Annotated in this window: 24 protein-coding genes, 2 tRNA genes and 1 other RNA gene; 12 read left to right on the forward strand and 15 right to left on the reverse strand. The window is 65.7% G+C overall.

The window, feature by feature from the left end; translation table 11 throughout:
* Positions 1–34: 34 nt before the first annotated feature.
* Together ACWRN3_RS20890 and ACWRN3_RS20895 are read left to right on the forward strand one after the other, a co-directional pair.
* Entirely contained in the window at positions 35–1,159 is a 1,125-nt protein-coding gene (locus tag ACWRN3_RS20890) for a LacI family DNA-binding transcriptional regulator (protein ID WP_476741787.1), read from the forward strand.
* Positions 1,159–1,926 carry an alpha/beta hydrolase gene (locus tag ACWRN3_RS20895; protein ID WP_476741788.1) on the forward strand — a complete coding sequence of 256 codons (768 nt, stop codon included), beginning with the start codon at positions 1,159–1,161 and terminating at the stop codon, positions 1,924–1,926. Before ACWRN3_RS20890 ends, ACWRN3_RS20895 begins: the two co-directional genes overlap by 1 nt.
* A gap of 27 nt (positions 1,927–1,953) precedes the next feature.
* On the opposite strand, the gene ACWRN3_RS20900 is transcribed toward ACWRN3_RS20895, so the two are convergent.
* Positions 1,954–2,856 carry an aldose 1-epimerase family protein gene (locus ACWRN3_RS20900; protein WP_476741789.1) on the reverse strand — a complete coding sequence of 301 codons (903 nt, stop codon included), beginning with the start codon at positions 2,854–2,856 and terminating at the stop codon, positions 1,954–1,956.
* Between the two features lie 79 nt (positions 2,857–2,935).
* On the opposite strand from ACWRN3_RS20900, the gene ACWRN3_RS20905 reads away from it, so the two are divergent.
* Positions 2,936–3,643, forward strand: coding sequence for a DNA alkylation repair protein (locus ACWRN3_RS20905; RefSeq protein WP_476741790.1), 708 nt, complete (start codon positions 2,936–2,938; stop codon positions 3,641–3,643).
* Positions 3,644–3,649: 6 nt separating this feature from the next.
* Here the strand turns inward: ACWRN3_RS20905 and mptB are convergent, their stop codons facing one another.
* Positions 3,650–5,206, reverse strand: a complete 1,557-nt coding sequence (mptB, locus tag ACWRN3_RS20910; protein ID WP_476741791.1) for a polyprenol phosphomannose-dependent alpha 1,6 mannosyltransferase MptB — start codon at positions 5,204–5,206, stop codon at positions 3,650–3,652.
* Between the two features lie 156 nt (positions 5,207–5,362).
* Between mptB and orn the strand changes: the two genes are divergently transcribed.
* The 3 genes from orn (at position 5,363) to def (ending at position 6,896) form a co-directional block, all read left to right on the forward strand.
* On the forward strand, positions 5,363–5,992 hold the full coding sequence (gene orn / locus ACWRN3_RS20915; RefSeq protein ID WP_324642186.1) for an oligoribonuclease: 630 nt from the start codon (positions 5,363–5,365) through the stop codon (positions 5,990–5,992).
* 129 nt (positions 5,993–6,121) lie between these two features.
* Positions 6,122–6,194: transfer RNA gene (locus ACWRN3_RS20920), tRNA-His, on the forward strand.
* A 129-nt stretch (positions 6,195–6,323) separates the two neighbouring features.
* Positions 6,324–6,896, forward strand: a complete 573-nt coding sequence (gene def / locus ACWRN3_RS20925) for a peptide deformylase (protein WP_476741792.1) — start codon at positions 6,324–6,326, stop codon at positions 6,894–6,896.
* 51 nt (positions 6,897–6,947) lie between these two features.
* Here def and ACWRN3_RS20930 read toward each other — a convergent pair whose 3' ends face one another.
* The 5 genes from ACWRN3_RS20930 to rnpB all read right to left on the reverse strand — a co-directional run bounded on the left by ACWRN3_RS20930 (position 6,948) and on the right by rnpB (position 10,858).
* Positions 6,948–7,745, reverse strand: coding sequence for an HNH endonuclease family protein (locus tag ACWRN3_RS20930; protein ID WP_476741793.1), 798 nt, complete (start codon positions 7,743–7,745; stop codon positions 6,948–6,950).
* Between the two features lie 124 nt (positions 7,746–7,869).
* On the reverse strand, positions 7,870–8,079 hold the full coding sequence (locus ACWRN3_RS20935) for a hypothetical protein (protein WP_476741794.1): 210 nt from the start codon (positions 8,077–8,079) through the stop codon (positions 7,870–7,872).
* A 75-nt stretch (positions 8,080–8,154) separates the two neighbouring features.
* Positions 8,155–9,633, reverse strand: a complete 1,479-nt coding sequence (locus ACWRN3_RS20940) for a glyceraldehyde-3-phosphate dehydrogenase (protein ID WP_476741795.1) — start codon at positions 9,631–9,633, stop codon at positions 8,155–8,157.
* Positions 9,634–9,904: 271 nt separating this feature from the next.
* The gene (locus tag ACWRN3_RS20945; RefSeq protein WP_476741796.1) at positions 9,905–10,426 is read right to left on the reverse strand and encodes a TspO/MBR family protein; all 522 of its coding nucleotides are present in this window, start codon (positions 10,424–10,426) and stop codon (positions 9,905–9,907) included.
* Between the two features lie 44 nt (positions 10,427–10,470).
* Positions 10,471–10,858, reverse strand: an RNA gene (gene rnpB, locus ACWRN3_RS20950) — RNase P RNA component class A.
* Positions 10,859–10,916: 58 nt separating this feature from the next.
* Here rnpB and ACWRN3_RS20955 point away from each other — a divergent pair.
* Positions 10,917–11,681 carry a YaaA family protein gene (locus ACWRN3_RS20955; protein ID WP_476741797.1) on the forward strand — a complete coding sequence of 255 codons (765 nt, stop codon included), beginning with the start codon at positions 10,917–10,919 and terminating at the stop codon, positions 11,679–11,681.
* A 28-nt stretch (positions 11,682–11,709) separates the two neighbouring features.
* On the opposite strand, the gene ACWRN3_RS20960 is transcribed toward ACWRN3_RS20955, so the two are convergent.
* The gene (locus ACWRN3_RS20960) at positions 11,710–12,447 is read right to left on the reverse strand and encodes a zinc ribbon domain-containing protein (RefSeq protein WP_476741798.1); all 738 of its coding nucleotides are present in this window, start codon (positions 12,445–12,447) and stop codon (positions 11,710–11,712) included.
* 61 nt (positions 12,448–12,508) lie between these two features.
* Positions 12,509–13,432, reverse strand: coding sequence for a Nif3-like dinuclear metal center hexameric protein (locus ACWRN3_RS20965; RefSeq protein ID WP_476741799.1), 924 nt, complete (start codon positions 13,430–13,432; stop codon positions 12,509–12,511).
* A 100-nt stretch (positions 13,433–13,532) separates the two neighbouring features.
* Between ACWRN3_RS20965 and msrA the strand changes: the two genes are divergently transcribed.
* The 3 genes from msrA (at position 13,533) to epsC (ending at position 15,682) form a co-directional block, all read left to right on the forward strand.
* Positions 13,533–14,057, forward strand: a complete 525-nt coding sequence (msrA, locus tag ACWRN3_RS20970) for a peptide-methionine (S)-S-oxide reductase MsrA (RefSeq protein ID WP_255172482.1) — start codon at positions 13,533–13,535, stop codon at positions 14,055–14,057.
* Positions 14,058–14,122: 65 nt separating this feature from the next.
* Complete coding sequence (gene cysK / locus ACWRN3_RS20975; RefSeq protein WP_159631762.1) at positions 14,123–15,058, forward strand: cysteine synthase A; 936 nt, start codon at positions 14,123–14,125, stop codon at positions 15,056–15,058.
* A 39-nt stretch (positions 15,059–15,097) separates the two neighbouring features.
* Positions 15,098–15,682 carry a serine O-acetyltransferase EpsC gene (gene epsC, locus ACWRN3_RS20980; protein WP_159631761.1) on the forward strand — a complete coding sequence of 195 codons (585 nt, stop codon included), beginning with the start codon at positions 15,098–15,100 and terminating at the stop codon, positions 15,680–15,682.
* A gap of 82 nt (positions 15,683–15,764) precedes the next feature.
* Here epsC and gndA read toward each other — a convergent pair whose 3' ends face one another.
* The gene (gndA, locus tag ACWRN3_RS20985) at positions 15,765–17,201 is read right to left on the reverse strand and encodes an NADP-dependent phosphogluconate dehydrogenase (RefSeq protein WP_476741800.1); all 1,437 of its coding nucleotides are present in this window, start codon (positions 17,199–17,201) and stop codon (positions 15,765–15,767) included.
* Between the two features lie 232 nt (positions 17,202–17,433).
* Between gndA and ACWRN3_RS20990 the strand changes: the two genes are divergently transcribed.
* On the forward strand, positions 17,434–18,159 hold the full coding sequence (locus ACWRN3_RS20990; protein ID WP_324642195.1) for a FadR/GntR family transcriptional regulator: 726 nt from the start codon (positions 17,434–17,436) through the stop codon (positions 18,157–18,159).
* 163 nt (positions 18,160–18,322) lie between these two features.
* Here ACWRN3_RS20990 and ACWRN3_RS20995 read toward each other — a convergent pair whose 3' ends face one another.
* The 5 genes from ACWRN3_RS20995 to ACWRN3_RS21015 all read right to left on the reverse strand — a co-directional run bounded on the left by ACWRN3_RS20995 (position 18,323) and on the right by ACWRN3_RS21015 (position 20,724).
* Positions 18,323–18,613: a hypothetical protein gene (locus ACWRN3_RS20995; protein WP_255172485.1), complete on the reverse strand. Its 291-nt coding sequence runs from the start codon at positions 18,611–18,613 to the stop codon at positions 18,323–18,325.
* Positions 18,614–18,716: 103 nt separating this feature from the next.
* Positions 18,717–18,789 (reverse strand) — tRNA-Val (locus ACWRN3_RS21000).
* A gap of 97 nt (positions 18,790–18,886) precedes the next feature.
* Positions 18,887–19,807 carry an NAD-dependent protein deacetylase gene (locus tag ACWRN3_RS21005; RefSeq protein WP_476741801.1) on the reverse strand — a complete coding sequence of 307 codons (921 nt, stop codon included), beginning with the start codon at positions 19,805–19,807 and terminating at the stop codon, positions 18,887–18,889.
* Positions 19,808–19,813: 6 nt separating this feature from the next.
* Positions 19,814–20,308: a peroxiredoxin gene (locus ACWRN3_RS21010; protein ID WP_476741802.1), complete on the reverse strand. Its 495-nt coding sequence runs from the start codon at positions 20,306–20,308 to the stop codon at positions 19,814–19,816.
* Positions 20,305–20,724, reverse strand: coding sequence for a DUF3052 domain-containing protein (locus ACWRN3_RS21015; protein WP_141160169.1), 420 nt, complete (start codon positions 20,722–20,724; stop codon positions 20,305–20,307). Before ACWRN3_RS21015 ends, ACWRN3_RS21010 begins: the two co-directional genes overlap by 4 nt.
* Before the next feature lie 426 nt (positions 20,725–21,150).
* Here ACWRN3_RS21015 and ACWRN3_RS21020 point away from each other — a divergent pair.
* Positions 21,151–21,355 (forward strand): hypothetical protein (locus ACWRN3_RS21020; RefSeq protein ID WP_476741803.1); only part of this gene is annotated, 205 nt, incomplete at its 3' end.

The following is a 21,355-nucleotide window of genomic DNA, read 5'->3' on the forward strand; positions in this document are numbered from 1 at the left end:
TAGCCTTCGAGCCCGTACAAGACCAGGAGATGCAGTGGCTGCAAGTACCCTTACCGAGGTGGCCCGCCTTGCCGGCGTTTCCCCCGCCACGGCCTCCCGCGTCCTGAACGGATCCGCCCGCAAACCGGGGAAGGACATTGCCGACCGGGTCCGGCAGGCGGCTGAGTCGCTTGGCTACATCCCCAACGCCCAGGCGCAGGGCCTGGCGAAATCCAGTTCCGGCCTGATCGGCCTGATCGTCCATGACATTGCCGATCCCTACTTCGCGGCCATTGCCAGGGGCGTGCAGGAAGCCGCCCGGGAACAGCGGAAGATGGTGCTCCTTGCCACCACCGGCGGCGGCCCCGCGGAGGAAAAGGAAGCGGTGGCTGCGTTCGCGGCCCGCCGCGCAGATTCGATCGTGATCGCCGGTTCCCGCTCGTGCCGCGACGAGGACAAGGACGGCAACACCGAGCTGGCAGCGGAACTTGACCGGTATTGCCGCAACGGCGGGCAGGTGGCCGTGGTGGGCCATCCCGTCGTGGGTGCAACTGCTCCGGAGGGGTACCACGTGGTGAAAGTGCCCAACCAGGAGCTGGCCGGCCGGCTGGCCACCGAACTTGCGGGCAGCTGGGACGGGGACTTCGTCATTGTCGGCGGTCCCGAAGGGCTCCTGACCTCCGATGACCGGGTCCGCGGTTTCCAGGAGGGATTGGAACGGGCCGGGCGCCGGCCGGCGGAAGTGCTCCGCAGCGCGTTCAACCGGTCCGGAGGATATGACGCCGGGCTTGAACTGGCTGCCCGGATCAAGGCAGCCCGGACCAACGCGCGCCCGTCCGGGGAAGGGGGCCCGTCCGGGGAGGGGGGCGGCGCAGCCAAACTGTGCATTTTCGCCGTCAACGATGTGATGGCCATCGGGGCCGCGGCGACATTGCGGTCCGAGGGGCTCCGCATCCCGCGCGACGCCGCCATCGCCGGTTTCGACGATATTGAGACCCTCCGCGACTTCCGGCCGGCTCTTTCCACGGTGCGCCTGCCGCTGGAGGACATTGGGCGCCTGGCCACCCGGGCCACCCAGCGGAGGCTTGCCGGCGACGACGGGGACGGGGCCGAAGACGCTTCACCCGGTGACATCACAGGCGAGGTCACGCTGCGGCGCAGCACCGAAGCTGCCGTCTGATGGCGCCGGGTGCGCTTACGGCAGTTCCGGCCCATTCCGGGGCTGCCGGCGCCCGGCCGGCCATCATGGTCCTGCCGGGAGGAGGATACGCCCGCCAGGCTGATCACGAAGCGGAGCCCGTTGCAGAGTGGCTGGCGTCCCTGGGCATCCACGCCTTCGTCCTCCGCTACAGGGTGACCCCTGACCGGCACCCTGCTCCCCTGGAGGACGCAAAGGAAGCCATGCTCCACATCAGGAAGGGACAGCACGGGTTTGCCGTTGACCCGGAGCGCATCGGCGTCCTGGGCTTCTCCGCCGGCGGCCACCTGGCGGCCACCCTCAGCACGGCAGCCGCCACCGGGAACCCGGACCTGGACGTGCCCGCCGCCGTCCCCGACCTCTCGGTGCTCTGCTACCCCGTTGTATCACTGACCCACGAGGCGCACCAGGGATCGGTGGAGAACCTCCTTGGCGGCGCGCCGCCGTCGGACCTCCTCAGGGCCCTCTCGCCGGAGCTGAACGTCACCCCCCGGACACCGCCGGCGTTCCTCTGGCATACAGCCGACGACGACGCCGTTCCGGTGAGCAACAGCCTGAACTACGCCAGGGCACTCTTTGCCGCCGGCGTTCCGGCGGAACTGCATGTCTTCCCGCAGGGACGGCATGGGCTGGGGCTTGCCACAGACCAAGCCGGACCCCGGCAGTGGACCGCACTGTGCGCAGCCTGGCTGCAGCGTGCCGGGTGGACGGACCCCCTCAGGCAAGCCGCCACGGCCGTCCCCGCCTAGCTCATCGTCCGCCTAGCCCGGCCCCGCCTAGCCCAGCGCCCGGATGGTCCAGCCCGCCGAATGGGCCTGGCCGGGCTGCAGATGCACCAGGTCCGTCCCTGAATGCAGGGCATCAGGCGGACTCGTCATGGGTTCAACGGCCAGGCCCAGCCGGTCCGGGCCGGCGGGTTTGTCGCCGGTGTGCACCTGGACCCAGGGCCACTCGGCGCCCCATTCGAGTTCCACACCTGTACCTGACGGGTCCAGTACCCGTACCCGGGCCAGGCCCGTACCCTCCCGGGCGATGTCCGTGAAGGCATGGTCGATCTTCACCGGCCCCAGACGCCGGGGCGAACGGAAGTCGAAGGCATCCCCGTCCACCTGCCGCATGCCCACGGGCAGCAGCCGGTCGGGGGTCACCTCCAGGTAGGCAGCGGCCGGCAGATCCAGCGACCAGTCATCCAACGGGGACGGACCGGCCACCAGGTAGGGATGGGGGCACACCCCGTACGGGGCGGCAGCGGCCCCGGTGTTGACCGCCCGCACCGAGCCATGGAGCCCGTCGGTGGAGAGCGTATAGGTAACCGACAGCTCCAGGTCCCCCGGGTAATCCGGGCCGGCCGGAATGCGGCAACCCAGGACGGCGCGGTCCGCGGCCGCTTCCAGCACCTCCCATGGCCTGTGGATGGCAAGACCATGCAGGGCAGCGCCGCGGTCCGGTTCGTTGACGGCAGCGGCATAGGCCTTGCCTGCATAGGAGTAGGTGCCGTCCGCCAGGCGGTTGGGCCACGGCGCGCAGATGACGCCGCGGTAGTCGGGTACGGGTCCGTCGGGGCCAAAGCCCACCACCAGGTCCCTGTCCCCGTGCCGCAGTTCCCTGAGCGCCCCGCCGCGGAGGGTGACGACGGCGGAGTAGGGTCCGTGGGCGAGGTGGACTTCAGTTCCGGGCATGGTTCCCTCTGCGTCGAAGTGTGTTAGCGCTCACCAGCCTACCGCACCGCCTGTGCTGCCCACTGACTAAAGTTGCCCCATGGACACGGCCGCCGACCAGGACCTCATCGCTTCCGTTAGGGGTGCGCTCCGCGGATTGGCCGACCCCGCCAGGGCTGTGGGGGCGCAGGCCTACATGAGGTCCCTCCTCCCCTCGCTCGGCGTACGGGTTCCCGAGGTGCGGCGGATCGCGGAACGTGCTGCACGGGACCATCCGCCGGTTTCCGCCGGGCAGCTGCGGGCCACCGTGCTGGACCTGTGGCGCACCTCCACGTTCCGGGAGGAGAAGTACGCGGCCATCGACCTGACAGCACACCGGCTGGTGGCCTCCGACCTGGAGATGATTCCTGTGTACGAGGAAATTGTCCGGACAGGTGCATGGTGGGACTTTGCCGACGGCGTGTCCGGCCGGATCTGCACCCTGCTGCAGGCGCACCCCACGGAGATGTCCAGGCTCCTGCTGCAGTGGAGCAAGGACCCGGACCTTTGGATCCGCAGGGCCGCCATTACGTCGCAGCTGCGCGCCGGGAAGGCCACCGACACACAACTGCTCGCCGCCATCATCGAGCCGAACCTGGCGGACCAGGAGTTCTTCATCCGCAAAGCCATCGGCTGGGCGCTGCGCGAGTACGCCAAGACCGCACCGGAGTGGGTGGAGGCGTTCGTTTCCCGCAACCGGGACGCCATGAGTCCACTGTCGCGCAGGGAGGCCCTGCGCAGGATAAGCGCCCGGGCCGCACAGCGATAGCGGCCGCTAAATCACCGGACGTTCGACGACGGGCTGGTGCGATTTGCGGAACAGCCTGCGGGTGCCGGGGTCCCAGAAGATCAGGTACAGGGCAAAGAGCAGGGCGGTCAGCGCCGCGGCAATCCGGGCCAGGGCGAGGGCGAAGCCGAGGTCCTGGGTCTGGAGGTACGGGAAAACGTCCAACTGGTCCGAAATGGCGTAGATCATGAAGAAAGACACCACGAAGTACAGGGCCTTGACCTGCCAGTCGTTCCTGATGCCGGTCACGGCAAAGAGCGGTATGAGCCAGACGACGTACCAGGCCTGGATGATGGGGGCCAGCAGGACCACGGCCGCCAGGGCAAGTGTGAGGCGGCGCATGAGGCGGTCGTAGTCACCCTTGAAGATCTGCCAGGCGACGATGCCCACGGCAAGCAGCTTCCCGGCGTCGAACACCCAACCGGCGGGGACCGAACCGTCAAAGCCGAAAGCATTGGCCAGGGATCCCACCACCATGCCAATCAAGCCCACCGGGGCGTACCAGATCGAAATGCTGCCTGGTGCGGAAAGGCCGTTGATCCAGCCGAAACCGAACCCGTTGACCATGCTCATGGCGGTCAACAGCGCCAGGCTCAGGCCGGCCGTCAGTGCCCAAAACGCCACTTTCCGGAGCCAGCCCGCATTCCGGCCCGCCCACAGGAGCCCGATGAACGGCAGGAAGACAATGGTGATGGGCTTCACCGCGATGGAGAGGGTCACCAGGGCGATGCCGCGGACCGGGCGCCGGGTCGCGGAGTAGTACAGGCCCGCCAGGGCAAGCCCGATCATCAGGGAGTCATTGTGGACACTGGCGATGAAATTGGTCAGGAAGAGCGGGTTGGCCACGGTCAGCCAGAGGGCCCGCTGCGGGTTCACGCCGTGCAGTTCGGCGAGCCGGGGCACGTAGACGACGCAGAGCACCACACCGGCCAGCGCCACCAGCCGGAAGAGCATGACGCACGCCTCCGGCTGGACGTTGGTTACCCAGACGACGAACTGCTCGATCCACAGGAACAGCTGGCCGTAGGGAACCGGCGCCTCGGTCCACATTTTGTCGGCGCCGAGCTGGAAGTAGTTGGACAGGGCGGAAATGCCGTTTTCGTACGGATTGAAGCCCTCCACCATCAGGCGCCCCTGCCCGATGTACGCATAGACGTCGCGGCTGAACAGCGGCACGCTGAACATCATGGGAAGTCCCCATGCCACCACCGCGGACAGGGTTGCCCGCCGTGCCTGTTCACCCCACACCCGGACCTTTTGGCCCAGCCGCAGCCAGGCACGCACCAGCAGCATGCCGCCGACGGCCACCAGGACGATGGACAGCGCCACGCCGGGAGCCTCCGTCCGCATCCAGATGAACACGGGCATCCGGCGCAGCTCCGAGACCGGGGCCAGCCAGCCGACGCCAATGGAGCCAATCATCATGAACATGGAGCCCAGGAAGCCGGCAAGCAGGGGTGAGCGCGGATTGTCCACCTCGGCACTGCCCGTTCCGGCAATACCGGCAGCCGCCATCTCCCCCGTTGCGGGCACAGGCGCCGTCATCTCAGGATCGTCCAATCTTCTTGCGTTTTCCGCGGTTGATCCGGCGGGCCGCGCGGGCCGGCCGGGACACGATTAAAGGGCGGAAGGGCGACCCGCCGCGTACCCGAAATCCTAGCATCGGCAGGGTGCCCGGAAGTGTAACGGTAGGCTGGTCCGGTGCCTATATCTAACGAACGAATCGTCTGGATCGACTGCGAAATGACCGGCCTGGACATCAAGAACGACGCCCTGATCGAGGTGGCAGCACTGGTCACCGATTCGGAGCTCAACATCCTTGGCGACGGCGTCGACGTCGTCATCAAACCCGACGATGCCGCCGTGGCCCAGATGTCCGACTTCGTCCGGGACATGCACACCAAGTCCGGGCTGCTGGCGGAGCTGCCGCACGGCAAGACGATGGCAGAAGCAGAGGCCGCGGTCATGGAGTACATCTCCACCTGGGTCCCGGATCCGCGCAAAGCACCTCTGGGCGGCAACTCCGTGGGAACCGACCGGGTGTTCCTGTCCCGCGACATGCCTGCCGTGGTGGAGCACCTGCACTACCGGGTCATTGACGTCAGCACCATCAAAGAGCTCTCGCGCCGGTGGTACGCCCGGGCGTACTTCCAGTCGCCGGCGAAAAAGGGCGGCCACCGCGCGCTGGGAGACATCAAGGATTCCATCGACGAGCTCCGCTACTACCGGGAGGCAGTGTTCGTCCCCGCCCCCGGACCGGACAGCGCCACCGCCCAGAAGATTGCCAAGGGCATCACCAACGGGGACGCCGGGGACCGGTCCGGGGAGTAATCTGCGCCACGTTTTGATGAAATTTCGCTCAAATCGCAGAAAGTGGACAAAGCACCCCTTTCGAGCAGGTAAGCTATTTGAGTTGCGTTTCCAGGGAGCCGCTCCGGTGGAATTCCCTTGAGGCACATGGTGGGCGTAGCTCAGTTGGCAGAGCGCCTGGTTGTGGTCCAGGAGGTCGCGGGTTCAACCCCCGTCGCTCACCCTCACGGGGCGGCACATGCAGCCGTCAACAAAGGAGGCCGCACCGGATATCCGGTGCGGCCTCCTTTGTCGTGCCCCACCGGTTCACGCATTGCAGCCGGGGATACCGCGAAGCCGAAGGACTACTGATATGACCGTTCTGCCGATCACCATCTGGGGCGAGCCTGTCCTGCACCGCCGCGCCGCCGAGGTGGAGGTCTTCGACGACGAACTGCGCACCCTGATCGCCGACATGTTCGAAACCAATGACGCCGCCAACGGGGTGGGCCTGGCCGCCCCCCAGATCGGCGTCGGCAAGCGGATCTTCGTTTACAAGTACGCCAATGACGACGGCGCTCCCCCAACCGGAGTCCTGGTGAATCCCGTCCTGACCCTGTCCAAGGTCTCGGGTGCTGCTCCCGATCCTGACGAGGAGGAAGAGGGCTGCCTGTCCTTCCCGGGCGAACAGTATCCGCTCAAGCGCGCCGAATGGGCCCGGGTGGAGGGCTTTGACGGGTTCGGAGAACGGGTCCGCTTCGAAGCCACCGGCTGGTTTGCCAGGGTCATCCAGCACGAGTATGACCACCTGGACGGCAAGCTGTACGTCAACCGGCTGATGGACCGGTATTCCCGCAAGGCCATGAAGCAGGCCAAGAAGAACGGCTGGGGCGTGCCGGGGCTGACCTGGATGCCTGGCGTTGACCCGGACCCCTTCGGACACTGACCGGTTCAGCCACTTAGCCGTTAGCCACCGACCCGTGCCGGCGGATGCCGGTCAGCCTGCCGTGATGGTCTGCTGCTGGGGGCAGGAAGCCAGGACCCGCTTCATGGCATCCTTTTCTGCTGCCGTTACCCACAGCCCGTACGCGGCCTTCACGGAAATCTGCCGGGCCACATAGTGGCAGCGGATTGCCGTATTTTTCGGCAGCCAGGTAGCGGCGTCCCCCGCGCTTTTTTGCTGATTCGCGGCGCCGTCCGCCGCGATGAGGTTCAGCGGATCGTTTGCCAGACTCTGGCGTTCCCTCGGCCCCAAACGCTGGGCACCCTTTTGCCAGGCATCACCCAGGGCGACGACATGATCGATCTGGACCGCGCGGCTGCTGTCGGAACCACGCCGGAAATCGACGTCCTGCCCTGTGTAGGGTTCCCGGAAGTGCCCGGCCGTCACCTTGCAGGAGGAACCCTCCGAGAACACAACATCGGCGAGGTCCCGGCGAAGAATGTCATTGCGGGTATCACAGCCGTTCCGGTCCACATCGAGCCAGGCCTGGCCAAAGGCCTCCCGGCTGTAATCGCTGCTGGGCGCCCGCCCCTTGACGGCCAGGCCGTCCAGGGCTGCGACGGCGCTGCCGGCCGGCACCGGGTTGGGTTCCTGGACCGGCTTCATCCAGGCAGAGTCGAAGACCGGGGCCTCCGTGGGCCCATCCGTGGCGGGCCCCGCTGCCGCGAACTGTCCGGCGGTGAAGAACCAGAACAGCGCGGCAATGATGGAAACCGCAGCCGTCACAAGAAGCGCCCAGGCCTGCCGGGAACGGCGGCGTGCGCGGCGGTAGGCGGACCAGCTGACGGTCATGGGGTTGACGCCGGGAAGGGGAAATCGGGCACCCCAAGAGCCTAGGACAAAGGCCGCGGCCGGCCGCTGATATCCACACTGTTGGGGACGAGTGATGGATCACAGCGCCGTGCACGGCGCCTGGTTATTGTTCCCTGGTGACCCGTCGCAGGTCTTCTTCCGCTATGGACAGCAGGTTCTCGAGCTGGCGCACCCGCTCGTCGGTGACGTCCCCGGTCCTCTGGGCTGCACGGGCGCGGTCCAGGAGCCGCACGGCTTCCTTATGGTTGGCTTTGGCCACGTCCAGTGCGTGCTCGAGGGTGGTTTCGTGCTGAAGTGTCGATTCGTTGTCCATGCCACCAGTGTGGTCCCGTTTCCCGGCTGATTCCAGAGAATCAGCCGGGAATTCGCAGGACGCGGCCGGATGTGGCTAGACGGCGATCGCGGCAAGGGCGGCAGCGCTTTCCTTGGCGGGGAAGGACGGCGGATTCACGCCGGCCATCTCTTCCATGACGCGGACCACCTGGCAGCTGTAGCCGAACTCGTTGTCGTACCAGACGTAGAGGACCAGGTTCTTGTCCGTGGACACGGTGGCCAGGCCGTCCACGATCCCGGCGCGGCGGGATCCGACGAAGTCGGTGGAGACAACCTCGGGCGAGTCGATGTAGTCGATCTGCTTGCGCAGGTCCGAGTGCAGCGACATTTCACGCAGGTAGTTGTTGACCTCGTCCTTGGTGGTGCCGTTTTCAAGGGTGAGGTTCAGGATGGCCAGCGAAACGTCCGGCGTGGGGACGCGGATGGAGCTGCCGGTGAGCTTGCCCAGGAGTTCGGGCAGCGCCTTTGCCACTGCCTTGGCGGCACCGGTTTCGGTGATGACCATGTTCAGTGCAGCGGAACGGCCGCGGCGGTCGCCCTTGTGGAAGTTGTCGATGAGGTTCTGGTCGTTGGTGAAGGAGTGGACGGTTTCCACGTGGCCGTGGACCACGCCGAACTTGTCGTTAATGGCCTTCAGGACCGGGGTGATGGCGTTGGTGGTGCAGGACGCCGCGGAGATGATCTTGTCCGAGTCGGTGATGTCCCGGTGGTTGATGCCGTGGACGATGTTCTTCAGTTCACCCTTGCCCGGCGCGGTCAGCAGGACCCGCGCAACGCCCTTGCTCTGCAGGTGCTGGGACAGGCCTTCGGCGTCGCGCCAGCGGCCGGTGTTGTCCACCACGAGGGCGTTGTTGATGCCGTAGGCGGTGTAGTCGATGGTGGCGGGGTCGTTGGAGTAGATGACCTGGATCTGGACACCGTTGGCCGTGATGGTGTTGGCGGCCTCGTCGATCCGGATGGTGCCCTCGAAGGAGCCGTGGACGGAGTCGCGGCGCAGCAGGCTGGCGCGCTTGGAGAGGTCGTTGTCGGATCCGCGGCGCACCACGATGGCGCGCAGGCGCAGGCCGTGGCCACCGCCGGCCTTTTCGATGAGGAGGCGTGCCAGGAGGCGGCCGATGCGGCCAAAGCCGTAGAGCACGACGTCGGTGCTGGTGCGGTCATCGCCGCCCCGCTTGCCCACGATCTCGGCGAGCTCGTCGCGGAGGAATTCCTCCAGCGTGGCGCCGTTGCCTTCTTCCTTGAACTTCTGGTTCAGGCGGGCGATGTCGATCGCGGCGGCGCCGAGTTCGAGTCCGGCCAGCGTGTTCAGCAGGGGCGCCGTGTCCTCCAGGAGCAGTTCGTCCTTGCTCATCCGGCGCGCGAAGCGGTGCGCCTTGAGGATGTTCATGGTGGACTTGTTGATCAGGCTCCGGCCGTGGATGCTGGTCACCACGTTGTTTTCGCGGTACAGCCTGCCGATAACCGGGATCATGGCCTCGGCGAGGGCCTCCCGGCCCATCCACGTATCAAGACAAGAATCAGACGTCTGGCTCACAGAAATACCTTCCTCGGTTCAGCCGTGTACGTCGTCGTACACAGATGTAGGCCACCTGATGATGTCCAGGGGCACCGGCGCCCGCAGGGGATGGTCCCCAGGCGCCTGGATCGCGTGCAAAGAAAAACCGCCGGTTGCGGACGCAACTTTCGGCGGTAGAACTCCTGCGTCCGGGATCCATTCTAATTTGGCCCGCCGCAGGGAGCACGTTTGCGCTGCGTGAAATCACTCACACGGCCGGGGCGGACCACCCAGCTGAAACTGCCGGCCTTCAGTTGTGGATGGCGGAGTACAGGTTCAGGCTGGCGGAGAACACGAGCCAGGAAAAGTACGGCAGCACCAGGTATCCGGCGGCGGCGTCCACCGGTCCGAAGCGCAGGATCAGGAACGCCAGGGTTGCGGTCAGCGCGCAGATGACAGCAAAGGCTGCCCACAGGGCCACCACTCCAAGCATGGGATACATGGCGAAGAACGTCACCGGCCACGCGGTGTTGAGCAGCAGTTGCGTCACATAGCCGGCAAGGGTGGCCCCGGACAGGCGCCCTTTGCGCCAGACCAGCCAGGCGGCTGCCGCCACGCCGGCATAGAGCACCATCCAGGTGGTGCGGAACATCCACGACGGCGGCATCCACGGAGCTTTCAGCGAGCCCGCGTACCAGCCGTTGGAGTTAAGGATGATGGGAACTGAGGCGAGGACCCAGGCCAGGGCGGAAAGGGCCAGGAAGCCGCCCTGTGAACGGATGCCGGGAATGCCCGCTGCGGGTGCGGGACGGGTTTCAGGAATTACGGGCACGGTTCAGGATCCCCGACGCATAGCCCGTGGTCAAACGCGGTTTAAGGATGGGACAGCCGATACGCCGGGTTCTGTTCTCCCCTGCCGTTACCGGGAAGGGAGCGACGGCCATCCATCTACGAGTACCGTTGCCGGCACCCTCCAGCGGCCTACCCGGACACTCGGGCGGGCAGCCCTCGAACGTGTCCTGTCTGGCCTTGCTCCGGGTGGGGTTTACCTAGCCTTCCCGGTCACCCGGGAAGCTGGTGGTCTCTTACACCACCGTTTCACCCTTACCTGCCCTCCCCGGCCGGAGCCGGAAATGCAGGCGGTCTGTTTTCTGTGGCACTGGCCTGCGGGTTACCCCGAGTGGGCGTTACCCACCACCCTGCCCTGCGGAGCCCGGACGTTCCTCGAGCCACTTGCGTGGCGCGCGGCCGTCTGGCTGTCCCATCCGGGTCCCAGTCTACCGGCGCCGCCGGCCGCCTTTTGCCGCCGGTAGGATCGGACGGTGCTGATTCTGCTTCCCCCTTCCGAAGGCAAGACACCCGCGCTCCGCGGACCCGCCGTCGACTGGACCGACCTGGGCTTCCCGGAGCTCAACCCGTACCGCGCCAAGGTCCTTGACGCGCTGGGAACGGTCAGCGCCCACCAGGATGCCCTCGCCCTGCTGGGCGTCGGAGCGTCCCTGCGGGACGACGTCGAACGCAATACGCGCCTGCACGCCGAACCGGCGGCCCCGGCGCACAGCATCTATTCGGGCGTCCTGTATGACGCCCTGGGCTACCGGACGCTGACGCCGGCACAGCGCCGCAAGGCCGATGAATCCGTCCTGGTGATCTCGGCGCTGTGGGGAGCCCTGCGTTTTGGCGACAGCGTTCCCGCCTACCGGTTGTCCATGGGCACGTCCCTGCCCGACGTCGGCCGGCTGGCTCCGTTCTGGAAGGCGCAGCTCAGCGACACCCTGGGCGCAGCAGCCCAGGGACACCTCGTGGTCGACTGCCGGTCCAGCACGTACGCAGCGGCGTGGGCGCCCCCGCCGGAACAGACCGTCTCCGTGAATGTCTTCACCGAGAGCGCCGGTGTCCGCAAGGTAGTGAGCCACTTCGCCAAGCACACGCGCGGCGAACTGGCGCGGCACCTGCTGGTGCGCCGCGGCAAAGCCCCGGCCACGCCGTCGGACCTCCTGAAGGCTGCCCGCGAACAGTGGGAGGCCGAACTGGTGCCGGGGACCGCACGCAAGCCGCACGCCATGAACATCATCCTGCCGGGCTGACCGGCCCGGGGGGAAGCCTGTTGGCTGCCTAGGACCACTCGTCCGAACGGACCAGGATGGCGCCGGAGTCCGGGCAGTAAACGATGTCGTCGGCAGCAGCTGCCTTGATCTCGGCGAGGTCGCCGGGGCTGAGCTTCATGCCCGAGGCTTCCGACGTGCCGTGGAAGAGCCGGGCCGCACCGACTCCCCGCTTGGCCAGCGTCTTTTCGTAAACCGCCACCAGGCCTGCGTCCAGGCCCTGGGCAAATTCGCCGCGCTGGGCACGCAGGCCTGCCGCTTCCGTTTCCACTTCGGCCAGGGCCGCATCAAGCTCGGCCCTGATGGTTCCAAAGGACCCCTGGATGTCATCGACGATCTGCTGCTGGGCCGCCTGCCGCTCCCGCAGCGAGTCGAGCCGCTCCATGACTTCCAGATCCACGTCTTCAAGGTCCGAGCGCCGCTTGTTCAGCGACGCGATGTCCTTTTGAAGTGCCACCAGGTCCTTGGACAGGCCGGTTCCGCTGTTTAGCCGTGCTTCGTCGCGTTCGATGCGCGAGGCAACCTGTTCGACGTCGGCCTCTGCCCGCTTCAGCGCAGCCTCGGCGTCGTGCACGGCCACCTTGGCTGCGCCCAGTTCACCGTTGGCGACGGACAGGGCAGCCTCGAGGTCCCTGATGCGGGGATCGTTTTCCAGCGTGCGGCGGCGGTTGGTGAGGCCCTTCAACTTGGCGTCCAAGCCCTGCAGTTCGAGCAACTTCAACTGTTCCGCCGGTGCTGCCTTGGCCACTTTTACCTCCGCTAAATCCCTTCCGGCCGGGGCCGGGCACCGAACCGGCGCTTCCTAGACTCTAGCCCGGAGTGAGGATGAAGTCCCACGGGTCGCTGTTGGTGGTGCTGACCAGGATCTCAACGTCATGGCCCTGGTCGGACAGGACGTTGCCCAGTGCCGCGGCGGCGGCAGGCAGCCACAGCCATTCGCTGGCAAAGTGCGAAACGTCCACCAGGTACGGCCGTCCGTTGAGGGCGGCCTCGCGCGCCTCCGACGCCGGGTGGTGGCGAAGGTCAGCGGTCACATAGACGTCCGCATTGCTGGCCCGCACTTCGTTAAACAGCGAATCGCCGGCACCGCCGCAAACCGCGATGCGCCGAACCAGCCCGTCCTTGTCGCCGGAGACACGCACTCCCCCGGCCACGGAGGGAAGGATTCCGAATACGCGGGCGGCGAAGTCGCCCAGGCTCATGGCCTCCGCGAGGTCGCCCACGCGCCCAATGCCTTCCTCCGGCAGCCCGTTGGCCGCCACTGTCAGGGGGGCGACGTCGCGGAGTCCCAGGGCGTCAGCCAGGACATCGGAGACACCTCCGACGGCGGAGTCGCCGTTGGTGTGCACGGTCAACAGTGCCGTCCCCGACTCAATCAGCCGGTGCACCGCCCGCCCCTTTGCCGACGTGGCCGCCACGGACGTAACGCCCTTCAACAGCAGGGGGTGGTGGGTGATGAGCAGCTCCGCTCCCCACTCAACCGCTTCCTCAATGACTTCCAGGGTGGGATCGACCGCGAACATCACCTTTGTGACGGGGGCGGACGGGTGGCCTGCCACGAGCCCTACCTCATCCCAGGTCTCCGCCAGGGATTCCGGCCACAGCTCCTCAACCGCAAGCAGCAGCTCGGCCAATGTCGGGGCCTCCGCGGAACCCGCCGCGGGCGGCGTGTCGGAGGTGGCCTCGCCGTCGTGATCTGCCTGGCCGGTAACGTCGGTGTCCACAGGTTCCATAGTCTTAGTTTTACCCCATGGGCTTCCCGCCGCCGCAGTTTGCGGCGCTGCGCCGGGGTGCCCGGGGAATCTTCCGGCGCTGTCAACCATTGAAGAGGTCATGAAAACTTTTGTTCTTGGCGGAGGCTGCTTCTGGTGCCTTGACGCCGTCTACCAGAAGACCAGGGGCGTCACCTCCGTGGTATCCGGCTACACCGGCGGGCACGACCCCCACCCGGACTACTACTCGGTCTGCAGTGGGACCACCGGGCACGCCGAAGTTGTGGCGGTGACCTTCGATGAGGACATCATCCCGGCGGAGGTGATCCTGGACATGTTCTTCGCCCTGCACGACCCCACCACGCTGAACCGGCAGGGATACGACGTGGGCACCCAGTACCGCTCCTCGATGTTCTACGAAACGGATGAGGAGAAGATCCTGTTCGAGGAAGCAATCGACCGCAACCAGGCCCTGTGGTCCCACCCCATCGTTACCGAGGTCAGCCGGCTGCCGCGGTTCCACGTGGCGGAGGAATTCCACCAGGATTACTACGCAAAGCACCCGGAACAGGGGTACTGCCAGGTGATCATCAACCCCAAACTGGCCAAGGCCAGGAAATATTACTCTGCATGGCTTAACGCTTAGCCCGGCATTACGCGGCCTCGTTAGGCTGACCTCAGTATCCACCCCTTAGAGATAGGCGTATGTACATGGCACGGATCTATGACGATGTAACGCAGCTGGTCGGCGGGACCCCCCTGGTCCGGCTGAACCGGCTCAGCGAAGGGCTGGACGCCACCGTTGCCGTGAAGCTGGAGTTCTACAACCCGGCCAACAGCGTCAAGGACCGCATCGGCGTTGCCATCATCGACGCCGCGGAAAAGTCCGGCGCCCTGAAGCCCGGCGGCACCATCGTTGAAGGCACTTCCGGCAACACGGGCATTGCCCTGGCCATGGTGGGTGCCGCACGCGGGTACAAGGTCATCCTCACCATGCCCGAAACCATGTCCACCGAGCGCCGGGTCATGCTGCGTGCCTTCGGCGCGGAGATTGTGCTGACCCCGGGCTCCGAGGGTATGCGCGGCGCAGTGGAGAAGGCCCAGGAAATCGTGGCCAACACCGAGAACTCCATCTGGGCACAGCAGTTTGCCAACGAAGCCAACCCGGAGATCCACCGCAAGACCACCGCGGAAGAGGTCTGGGCCGACACCGACGGCGCGGTGGACATCTTCGTGGCAGGCATCGGCACCGGCGGAACCATCACCGGCGTTGGACAGGTCCTGAAGGAGCGCAAGCCCGGTGTGCAGATCGTGGCCGTGGAACCCAAGGACTCCCCCATCCTGAACGGCGGCGCCCCCGGCCCGCACAAAATCCAGGGCCTGGGCGCAAACTTCATCCCGGAACTGCTGGACACCAATGTCTACGATGAGGTCATCGACGCCACCCTCGAAGATTCGGTCCGCGTAGCCCGCGATCTGGGCATCAAGGAGGGCATCCTGGGCGGCATCTCCTCCGGCGCCATCGTCTGGGCTGCCCTGGAACTGGCCAAGCGGCCGGAAAACGCCGGCAAGCTGATCGTGGCCGTGGTGTGCGACTTTGGTGAGCGTTACATCTCCACCGTGCTCTATGACGACATCCGCGGCTGATCAGTCCGCGCTCCGCCCGTTTCCTGTAGAAAGAACTTTGTGGGCTTTTTCGCAAGACTAAAGGAAGACCTCGACGCCGCCCGGTCCCACGACCCGGCGGCTCGAGGTTCTTTTGAGAACTTTTTCGCCTATTCCGGGCTGCATGCCATCTGGATCCACCGGCTGACCCACCGCATGTGGCAGAAGCCGGAGCTGCGTTTCCCGGCCAGGCTCCTGTCGCAGCTGGGCAGGTCCTGGACCGGGATCGAGATCCATCCGGGCGCCACCATTGGCCGCCGCTTCTTCATCGACCACGGCATGGGCGTGGTGATTGGCGAGACGGCCGAGATCGGCGAGGATGTGATGATCTATCACGGTGTGACGCTTGGCGGCCGTTCGCTGGCCAGGATCAAGCGGCATCCCACTATCGGCGACCGCGTGACCATCGGTGCCGGCGCCAAGATCCTTGGGCCCATCACCATTGGCCGGGACAGTGCGGTGGGAGCCAACGCCGTGGTGGTCAAGGATGCACCTCCGGAGTCCATCATCACCGGAGTTCCCGCCAAATGGCGGCACCGGGATGCACAGCGGGAAACCAAGCCCGCGGTGGATCCGGCCGAATACGACATAGAGTACCGGATCTGATTGGTTTAGCAGGACAGCAAGAGGCGGGCAGGTCCCCGGGTCACCGGGAACCTGCCCGCCGTTGTTTAAGCGGCAGCAGGTGCTAGTGCGTGTCCACCGCTTCAACCTCGGACTTGTCCTCGCCCCAGAGGGTGTGGAAAGTCCCTTCGGTGTCGACTCGGCCGTAGGTGTGGGCGCCGAACAGGTCGCGCTGGCCCTGGATGAGGGCGGCGGCCACGCGCTTGCGCCGCAGGCCGTCGTAGTACGCCAGGGACGACGAGAACACCGGCACCGGAATGCCGAGCTGGACGGCGGTGGCCACAACTCGGCGCCAGGCCGGCAGGGCGTCTGCGATGGCCTTGGTGAAGGCCGGCGCGAAAAGCAGGTTGGCCGGCTTCTCGTCGGCGGCGTACGCCTTGGTGATGTCCTTGAGGAGCTCGGCGCGGATGATGCAGCCTGCCCGCCAGAGGGAAGCGATTTCGTCCAGCTTCAGGTCCCAGCCGTATTCCTTGGCCGCGGAGGTGAGCATGTCCAGGCCCTGGGCGTAGGAGACCAGCTTGGAGGCGTAGAGCGCCTGGCGGACGTCCTCGACAAACGTCCCCGGGATCTCCACGGTGGCCTCGTTGCCGGCCAGCAGTTCCTGGCCCAGCTTGCGCTGTGCGGCCTGGGAGGACAGTGCACGGGCAAAGACCGACTCGGCGATCCCCGACACCGGCGAGCCCAGTTCCAGGGCGGAGATGACTGTCCAGCGGCCGGTGCCCTTTTGGCCTGCGGCGTCGACGACGACGTCCACGAACGGCTTGCCGGTCTTGGCGTCAACGTGGCCCAGCACCTCGGCGGAGATCTCGATCAGGAAGGAGGACAGCTCGCCCTGGTTCCACTCGGAGAAGATCTTTGCCTGCTCGGCCGGCTCGATGCCCGCACCGGAGCGGAGCAGGTCGAAGGCCTCGCCGATGACCTGCATGTCGGCGTATTCGATGCCGTTGTGCACCATTTTGACGAAGTGGCCCGCGCCGTCGGTGCCGATCCAGGCGCAGCAGGGCTCGCCGTCGACCTTCGCGGAGATCTTTTCCAGCAGCGGGCCAAGTGCCTTGTAGGACTCCTTGGAACCGCCGGGCATGATGGACGGGCCGTTCAGCGCACCTTCCTCGCCGCCGGACACGCCGACGCCCACGAAGTGCAGGTCCTTCTTGGCCAGGGCCGCTTCCCGGCGGCGGGTGTCCTCGTAGTGGGAGTTGCCGGCGTCGATGATGATGTCGCCCGGCTCCAGCAGCGGCTCCAGCTGTTCAATGACCGAATCGACGGGCTTGCCGGCCTTGACCATGATGAGGACGCGGCGGGGCTTCTCCAGGGAGTCCACCAGTTCCTGCAGGGTTTCGGTGCGGATGAAGTCACCCTCCGAGCCGTGCTTTTCCAGCAGCGCATCCGTCTTCTCCACGGACCTGTTGTGCAGCGCCACGGTGAAGCCGTTGCGGGCCAGGTTCCGGGCGAGGTTGGCGCCCATGACGGCGAGGCCGGTGACACCGATGTGTGCAGACATCCATAACTCCAATTCATTGTTGGCCTCGGCTGCCGGCTTCCGCAGGCGGGAAGTCACCGGGCCAGATCAGGGGGTCGGAATAAAGCATATATATTCTGGCGGCGACGCGAAAGTAACGTCCGCGTCATGGAATCCATTGTGTCGGTGTCAGCCCAGGGCTGCTGCCTTTCAGTGTCCTGGGCCGCTGGCTTGCCTGAACTCCGGACGCCTGCCAACAACTAGGCTTAGCTTCATGACCAGCAGCCTCCACCACCGTGCCATCGACAACCTCGGTACGCGGATCATCTCGGGGGATCTTCCTGCCGGCCACGTCATGCTCGCTGAGCAGCTTGAGGTTGAACTCAAAGTATCCCGTTCGGTCATCCGGGAAGCGGTGCGTGTCCTGCAGTCCCTGGGCCTGGTGGAGACCACCAAGCGGGTGGGTATCCGGGTGCTGCCGGCCAGCCGCTGGAATCCTTTTGATCCGCAGGTCATCCGGTGGCGTCTGGCCAGCGATGCACGCGGCGCCCAACTGCGCTCCCTTGCCGAACTGCGGGCAGCAGTGGAGCCTGCGGCTGCCGAGCTGGCTGCGCAGAACGCTCCGGCAGCGCTGCGGATGGAACTCGTGGACGTGGCCCGTGCCATGCGTGAGGCCGGCAACAACGGCGAGGTGGCCCGGTTCCTGGAGCTGGACATCCGCTTCCATTCGCTCCTGCTCTCAGGCTCCGGAAACGAGATGTTTGCCAACCTCATGGGCCAGGTGGCGGAAACCCTGACAGGACGCACTGTCCACGGACTGATGCCCGACCACCCCCATCAGGCCGCCCTGCAGTGGCATGAGGATGTGGCGGACGCGATCGCCCGTGGTGACGCAGTGTCCGCGCGGGAGGCCTCGGACCGGATCATGCGGCGCACGATGTCCCAAATGGCAGATACCTGGACGGAACAACCGCGGGTTTTTATCCCCGTTCGGCAGTAAGCATCGGCCGGAACCGGGAAATGACGTGAAACGCCCGCCACACGTGACTTTTTGTTTCCGGGAGTTCACGGTATATTCATCCCAGGCCCTCCACCGCGGCATCCCCCAATAGTCGCGGTGGAGGGTTTTCCAATGCCCGGACAAAGGCGCGGAGCTCAACCTCCTAGGCTGCGCCCACAACTGGTTCCCTCAGCCGCCAGCCGCCGCCCAGCCCGTCCCGCTGGAGATACATGGTGGTCAGGGCCGACCTGGAGTTGTTTCCCAGCCTGACCTGCACCTGCAGGACTTCGACGTCCACGCCGCTGCTGCCCTTGGGCATCCGTCGGCTGGTTTCCCACCAGTTGACGCGCTCGAACCATCTCACCGGCTCGGCACCCACGGCCCATTCCCTGCCCCGGCTCAGCACCGCCGTCGGCATTCCGTCGCTGTCTGTCTGCACTATGACGTGTTCCATTCCTGCAAGCTATGGCAAGGCACTGACAATGGCGCCAGGAGGCCGGCGCAGCAAAAAACCCCGCTGCCTCCACCATCAGGCGGGGACAACGGGGTTCTACAGGTGGGTCCTACCGGGATCGAACCGATGACATCCACGGTGTAAACGTGGCGCTCTACCAGCTGAGCTAAAGACCCAAATTGCGTGGTTTCCGGCCGTTCCGCCGTAACCAACGAACATAGACTCTACCCGACTGTGGGCCGGAAACGCGAATCCATGGAAGAAGCGTCCCGCCTACAGGGAAGGAAGTTCCGCGGCGAGGTAATCCAGTGCCTGGCTGACACCGGTTTCCAGCTTGATGGTTGCCTTGTCGTCGCCACGGGTGGCGCCCCGGTTGATGATGACCACAGGTTTGGATTCCTTGGCGGCGTGCCTGACGAACCGCAGGCCGCTCATGACAGTCAGCGACGAACCGGCGACCACCAGGGCGGCAGCCTGGTCCACCATTGCGTAGGAGCGCTCCACACGGTCCTTGGGCACATTCTCGCCGAAGTAGACGAAATCCGGCTTCAAGGTGCCCCCGCATGCGGGACACACTGCCACCACAAAGCTGCTGATGAGGGTTTGGTCCTCCACAGTCGCGTCAGCGTCGGGGGCCATTTCCACGAGTCCGCCGGCCGCTGCCCGCTTCAGGAAGCCTGGGTTGAGTTCCTCAAAAACACCGGCCAGCAGGCGCCGGGAGTACGTGCGCCGGCAGTCCAGGCAAACCACCTGGTCATACCTTCCGTGAAGATCCACCACGTTGGAGCTGCCCGCGTCCTGGTGCAGCCGGTCAACGTTTTGGGTTATCAGGCCGGTGAGGTAGCCGCGCCGCTCCAGCGCCGCGGCGGAATAGTGGCCCTGGTTCGGGTCTGCATGCCGCATGTGGGACCAGCCAATGTGGTTCCTGGCCCAGTACCGCTGCCGGTTGGCCGCGTCCCGGACGAATTCCTGGTACGTCATGGGCGAACGGGGCGGCGAATCCGGGCCGCGGTAATCCGGAATGCCGGAGTCGGTACTGAGGCCGGCGCCCGTCAGCAGGGCAAAGGGGGCGCCGGCGAGAACGTCCCGGATCCGTGCCAGAACCTCAAGGTCATTGCCGGAAGGCGGGGCCGGGGCTACCGGCGGCATGCTGGCGAAGCCGGTAAGACCCGTCCCCCGCCGTTCCCCAGCCATGCTTCCTCAGGCCTGCTTCAGATCCGCCAGCGCGGCGCGGTATTCGCTGAAGTCGCGGGCCTGGCCGCGGGGGTTCACCACGCTGTAGCGGATCCTGCCCTCACCATCGATGATGAAGGTGGCCCGCTTCGCCATGCCGCTGCCGGCGTCGAACACGCCGTAGGCATTCGCCACGGCGCCGTGGGGCCAAAAATCGGCCAGAAGGTCGAAGGTGTAGCCCTCCTGCGCCGCGTAGGCCCGGAGGCTGAACTTGCTGTCCACGGACACGGCCAGGACAACCGCATTCGAATCCTCGAACATCCCCAGGTTGTCCCGGATTTCGCAAAGTTCACCGGTACAGATACCCGAGAATGCAAAGGGGTAAAAGACCAGTGCCACGTTTTGCCCCCGGAACGAGGACAGGTTCACCGGCTCGCCGTATTGGTTGGCCAGCTCAAAATCGGGAGCTGCAGCGCCCAGCGAAGGAACAGCCGCAGAAGCGGCCTCAACCGCTGCCGTCACTTGTTCTTCCTGCTGACCAGGCGGACGGCGCTCCAGTCCTTTGAGACGCCGGCTGAAGTGGTGACATGCAGGCCGGCCGTGGGAGCGGCCTCCTGGATTTCCGCCGGCGAAACGTAGCCGTCGCGGCCTGACTTGGGGGTGAGCACCCAGACAACGCCGTTTTCGCTCAGGGTGGTGAGCGAATCCATCAGGCTGTCCACCAGGTCCCCGTCGCCGTCGCGCCACCAGAGGATGACGGCGTCCGCGACCTCGTGGTCGTCCTCGTCAAGCATTTCGGACCCGGTGAGGTCCTCAATATCGTCACGCAAGTCGAAATCGACATCGTCGTCGTAACCGAACTCCTGAATCAGATCCCCATTTTTGAAACCCAATTTTTCCGCCACATTTACCGAAGTGGCGGCGTCGGCCTCGCTCACGTGTTCCTCCAATACCTCATATATGCGGTGTGCATAGTGATTTCCATTACTCCCAAGCCAACACCCTTTGTGCCTGCGCTTCAAGCTGCCGCCCCCTGGACTGCGCATATTCTGCGTCACATCGGGCCACAGCGCCCCCGGGACAGGGGCTTTTCGTCACACAACCAGTATGACGAACGAAATACAACTGGAGCACCCGGACCGCAGCTACGCATCGTGTTGCCGTGAAGGCTAGAGTGGCTGATGACAACTATGCCTGCGGACGACGACCTTGTGACTCCGTGCAGACATAGGAGCGCTAGGAAGCTGCCCGGCACACATGACCGGGCTGTTGTAACCGATACGTCGCACACGGCGTATATACGCCGGGCAGTCACCCTGCCTGGCCTGAGTGCGCCGATTCATGCGCGCAAAGAGAGGTTGGACGTGGCTGCAGGAGAAGATACCTCCCATATCCTCAGCGGGTTGACTAACCAGCTGCCTGATCGTGATCCGGAAGAGACTGCCGAGTGGGTTGAGTCCCTGGACGCGTTGATCAGGGAACAGGGCACCGAGCGTGCCCAATACATCATGCGGAGCCTGCTGCAGCGCGCCGGCGCGCAGAGCGTGGGGGTGCCGATGGTGACCACCA

This window comes from Pseudarthrobacter sp. rb, from assembly GCF_056389225.1.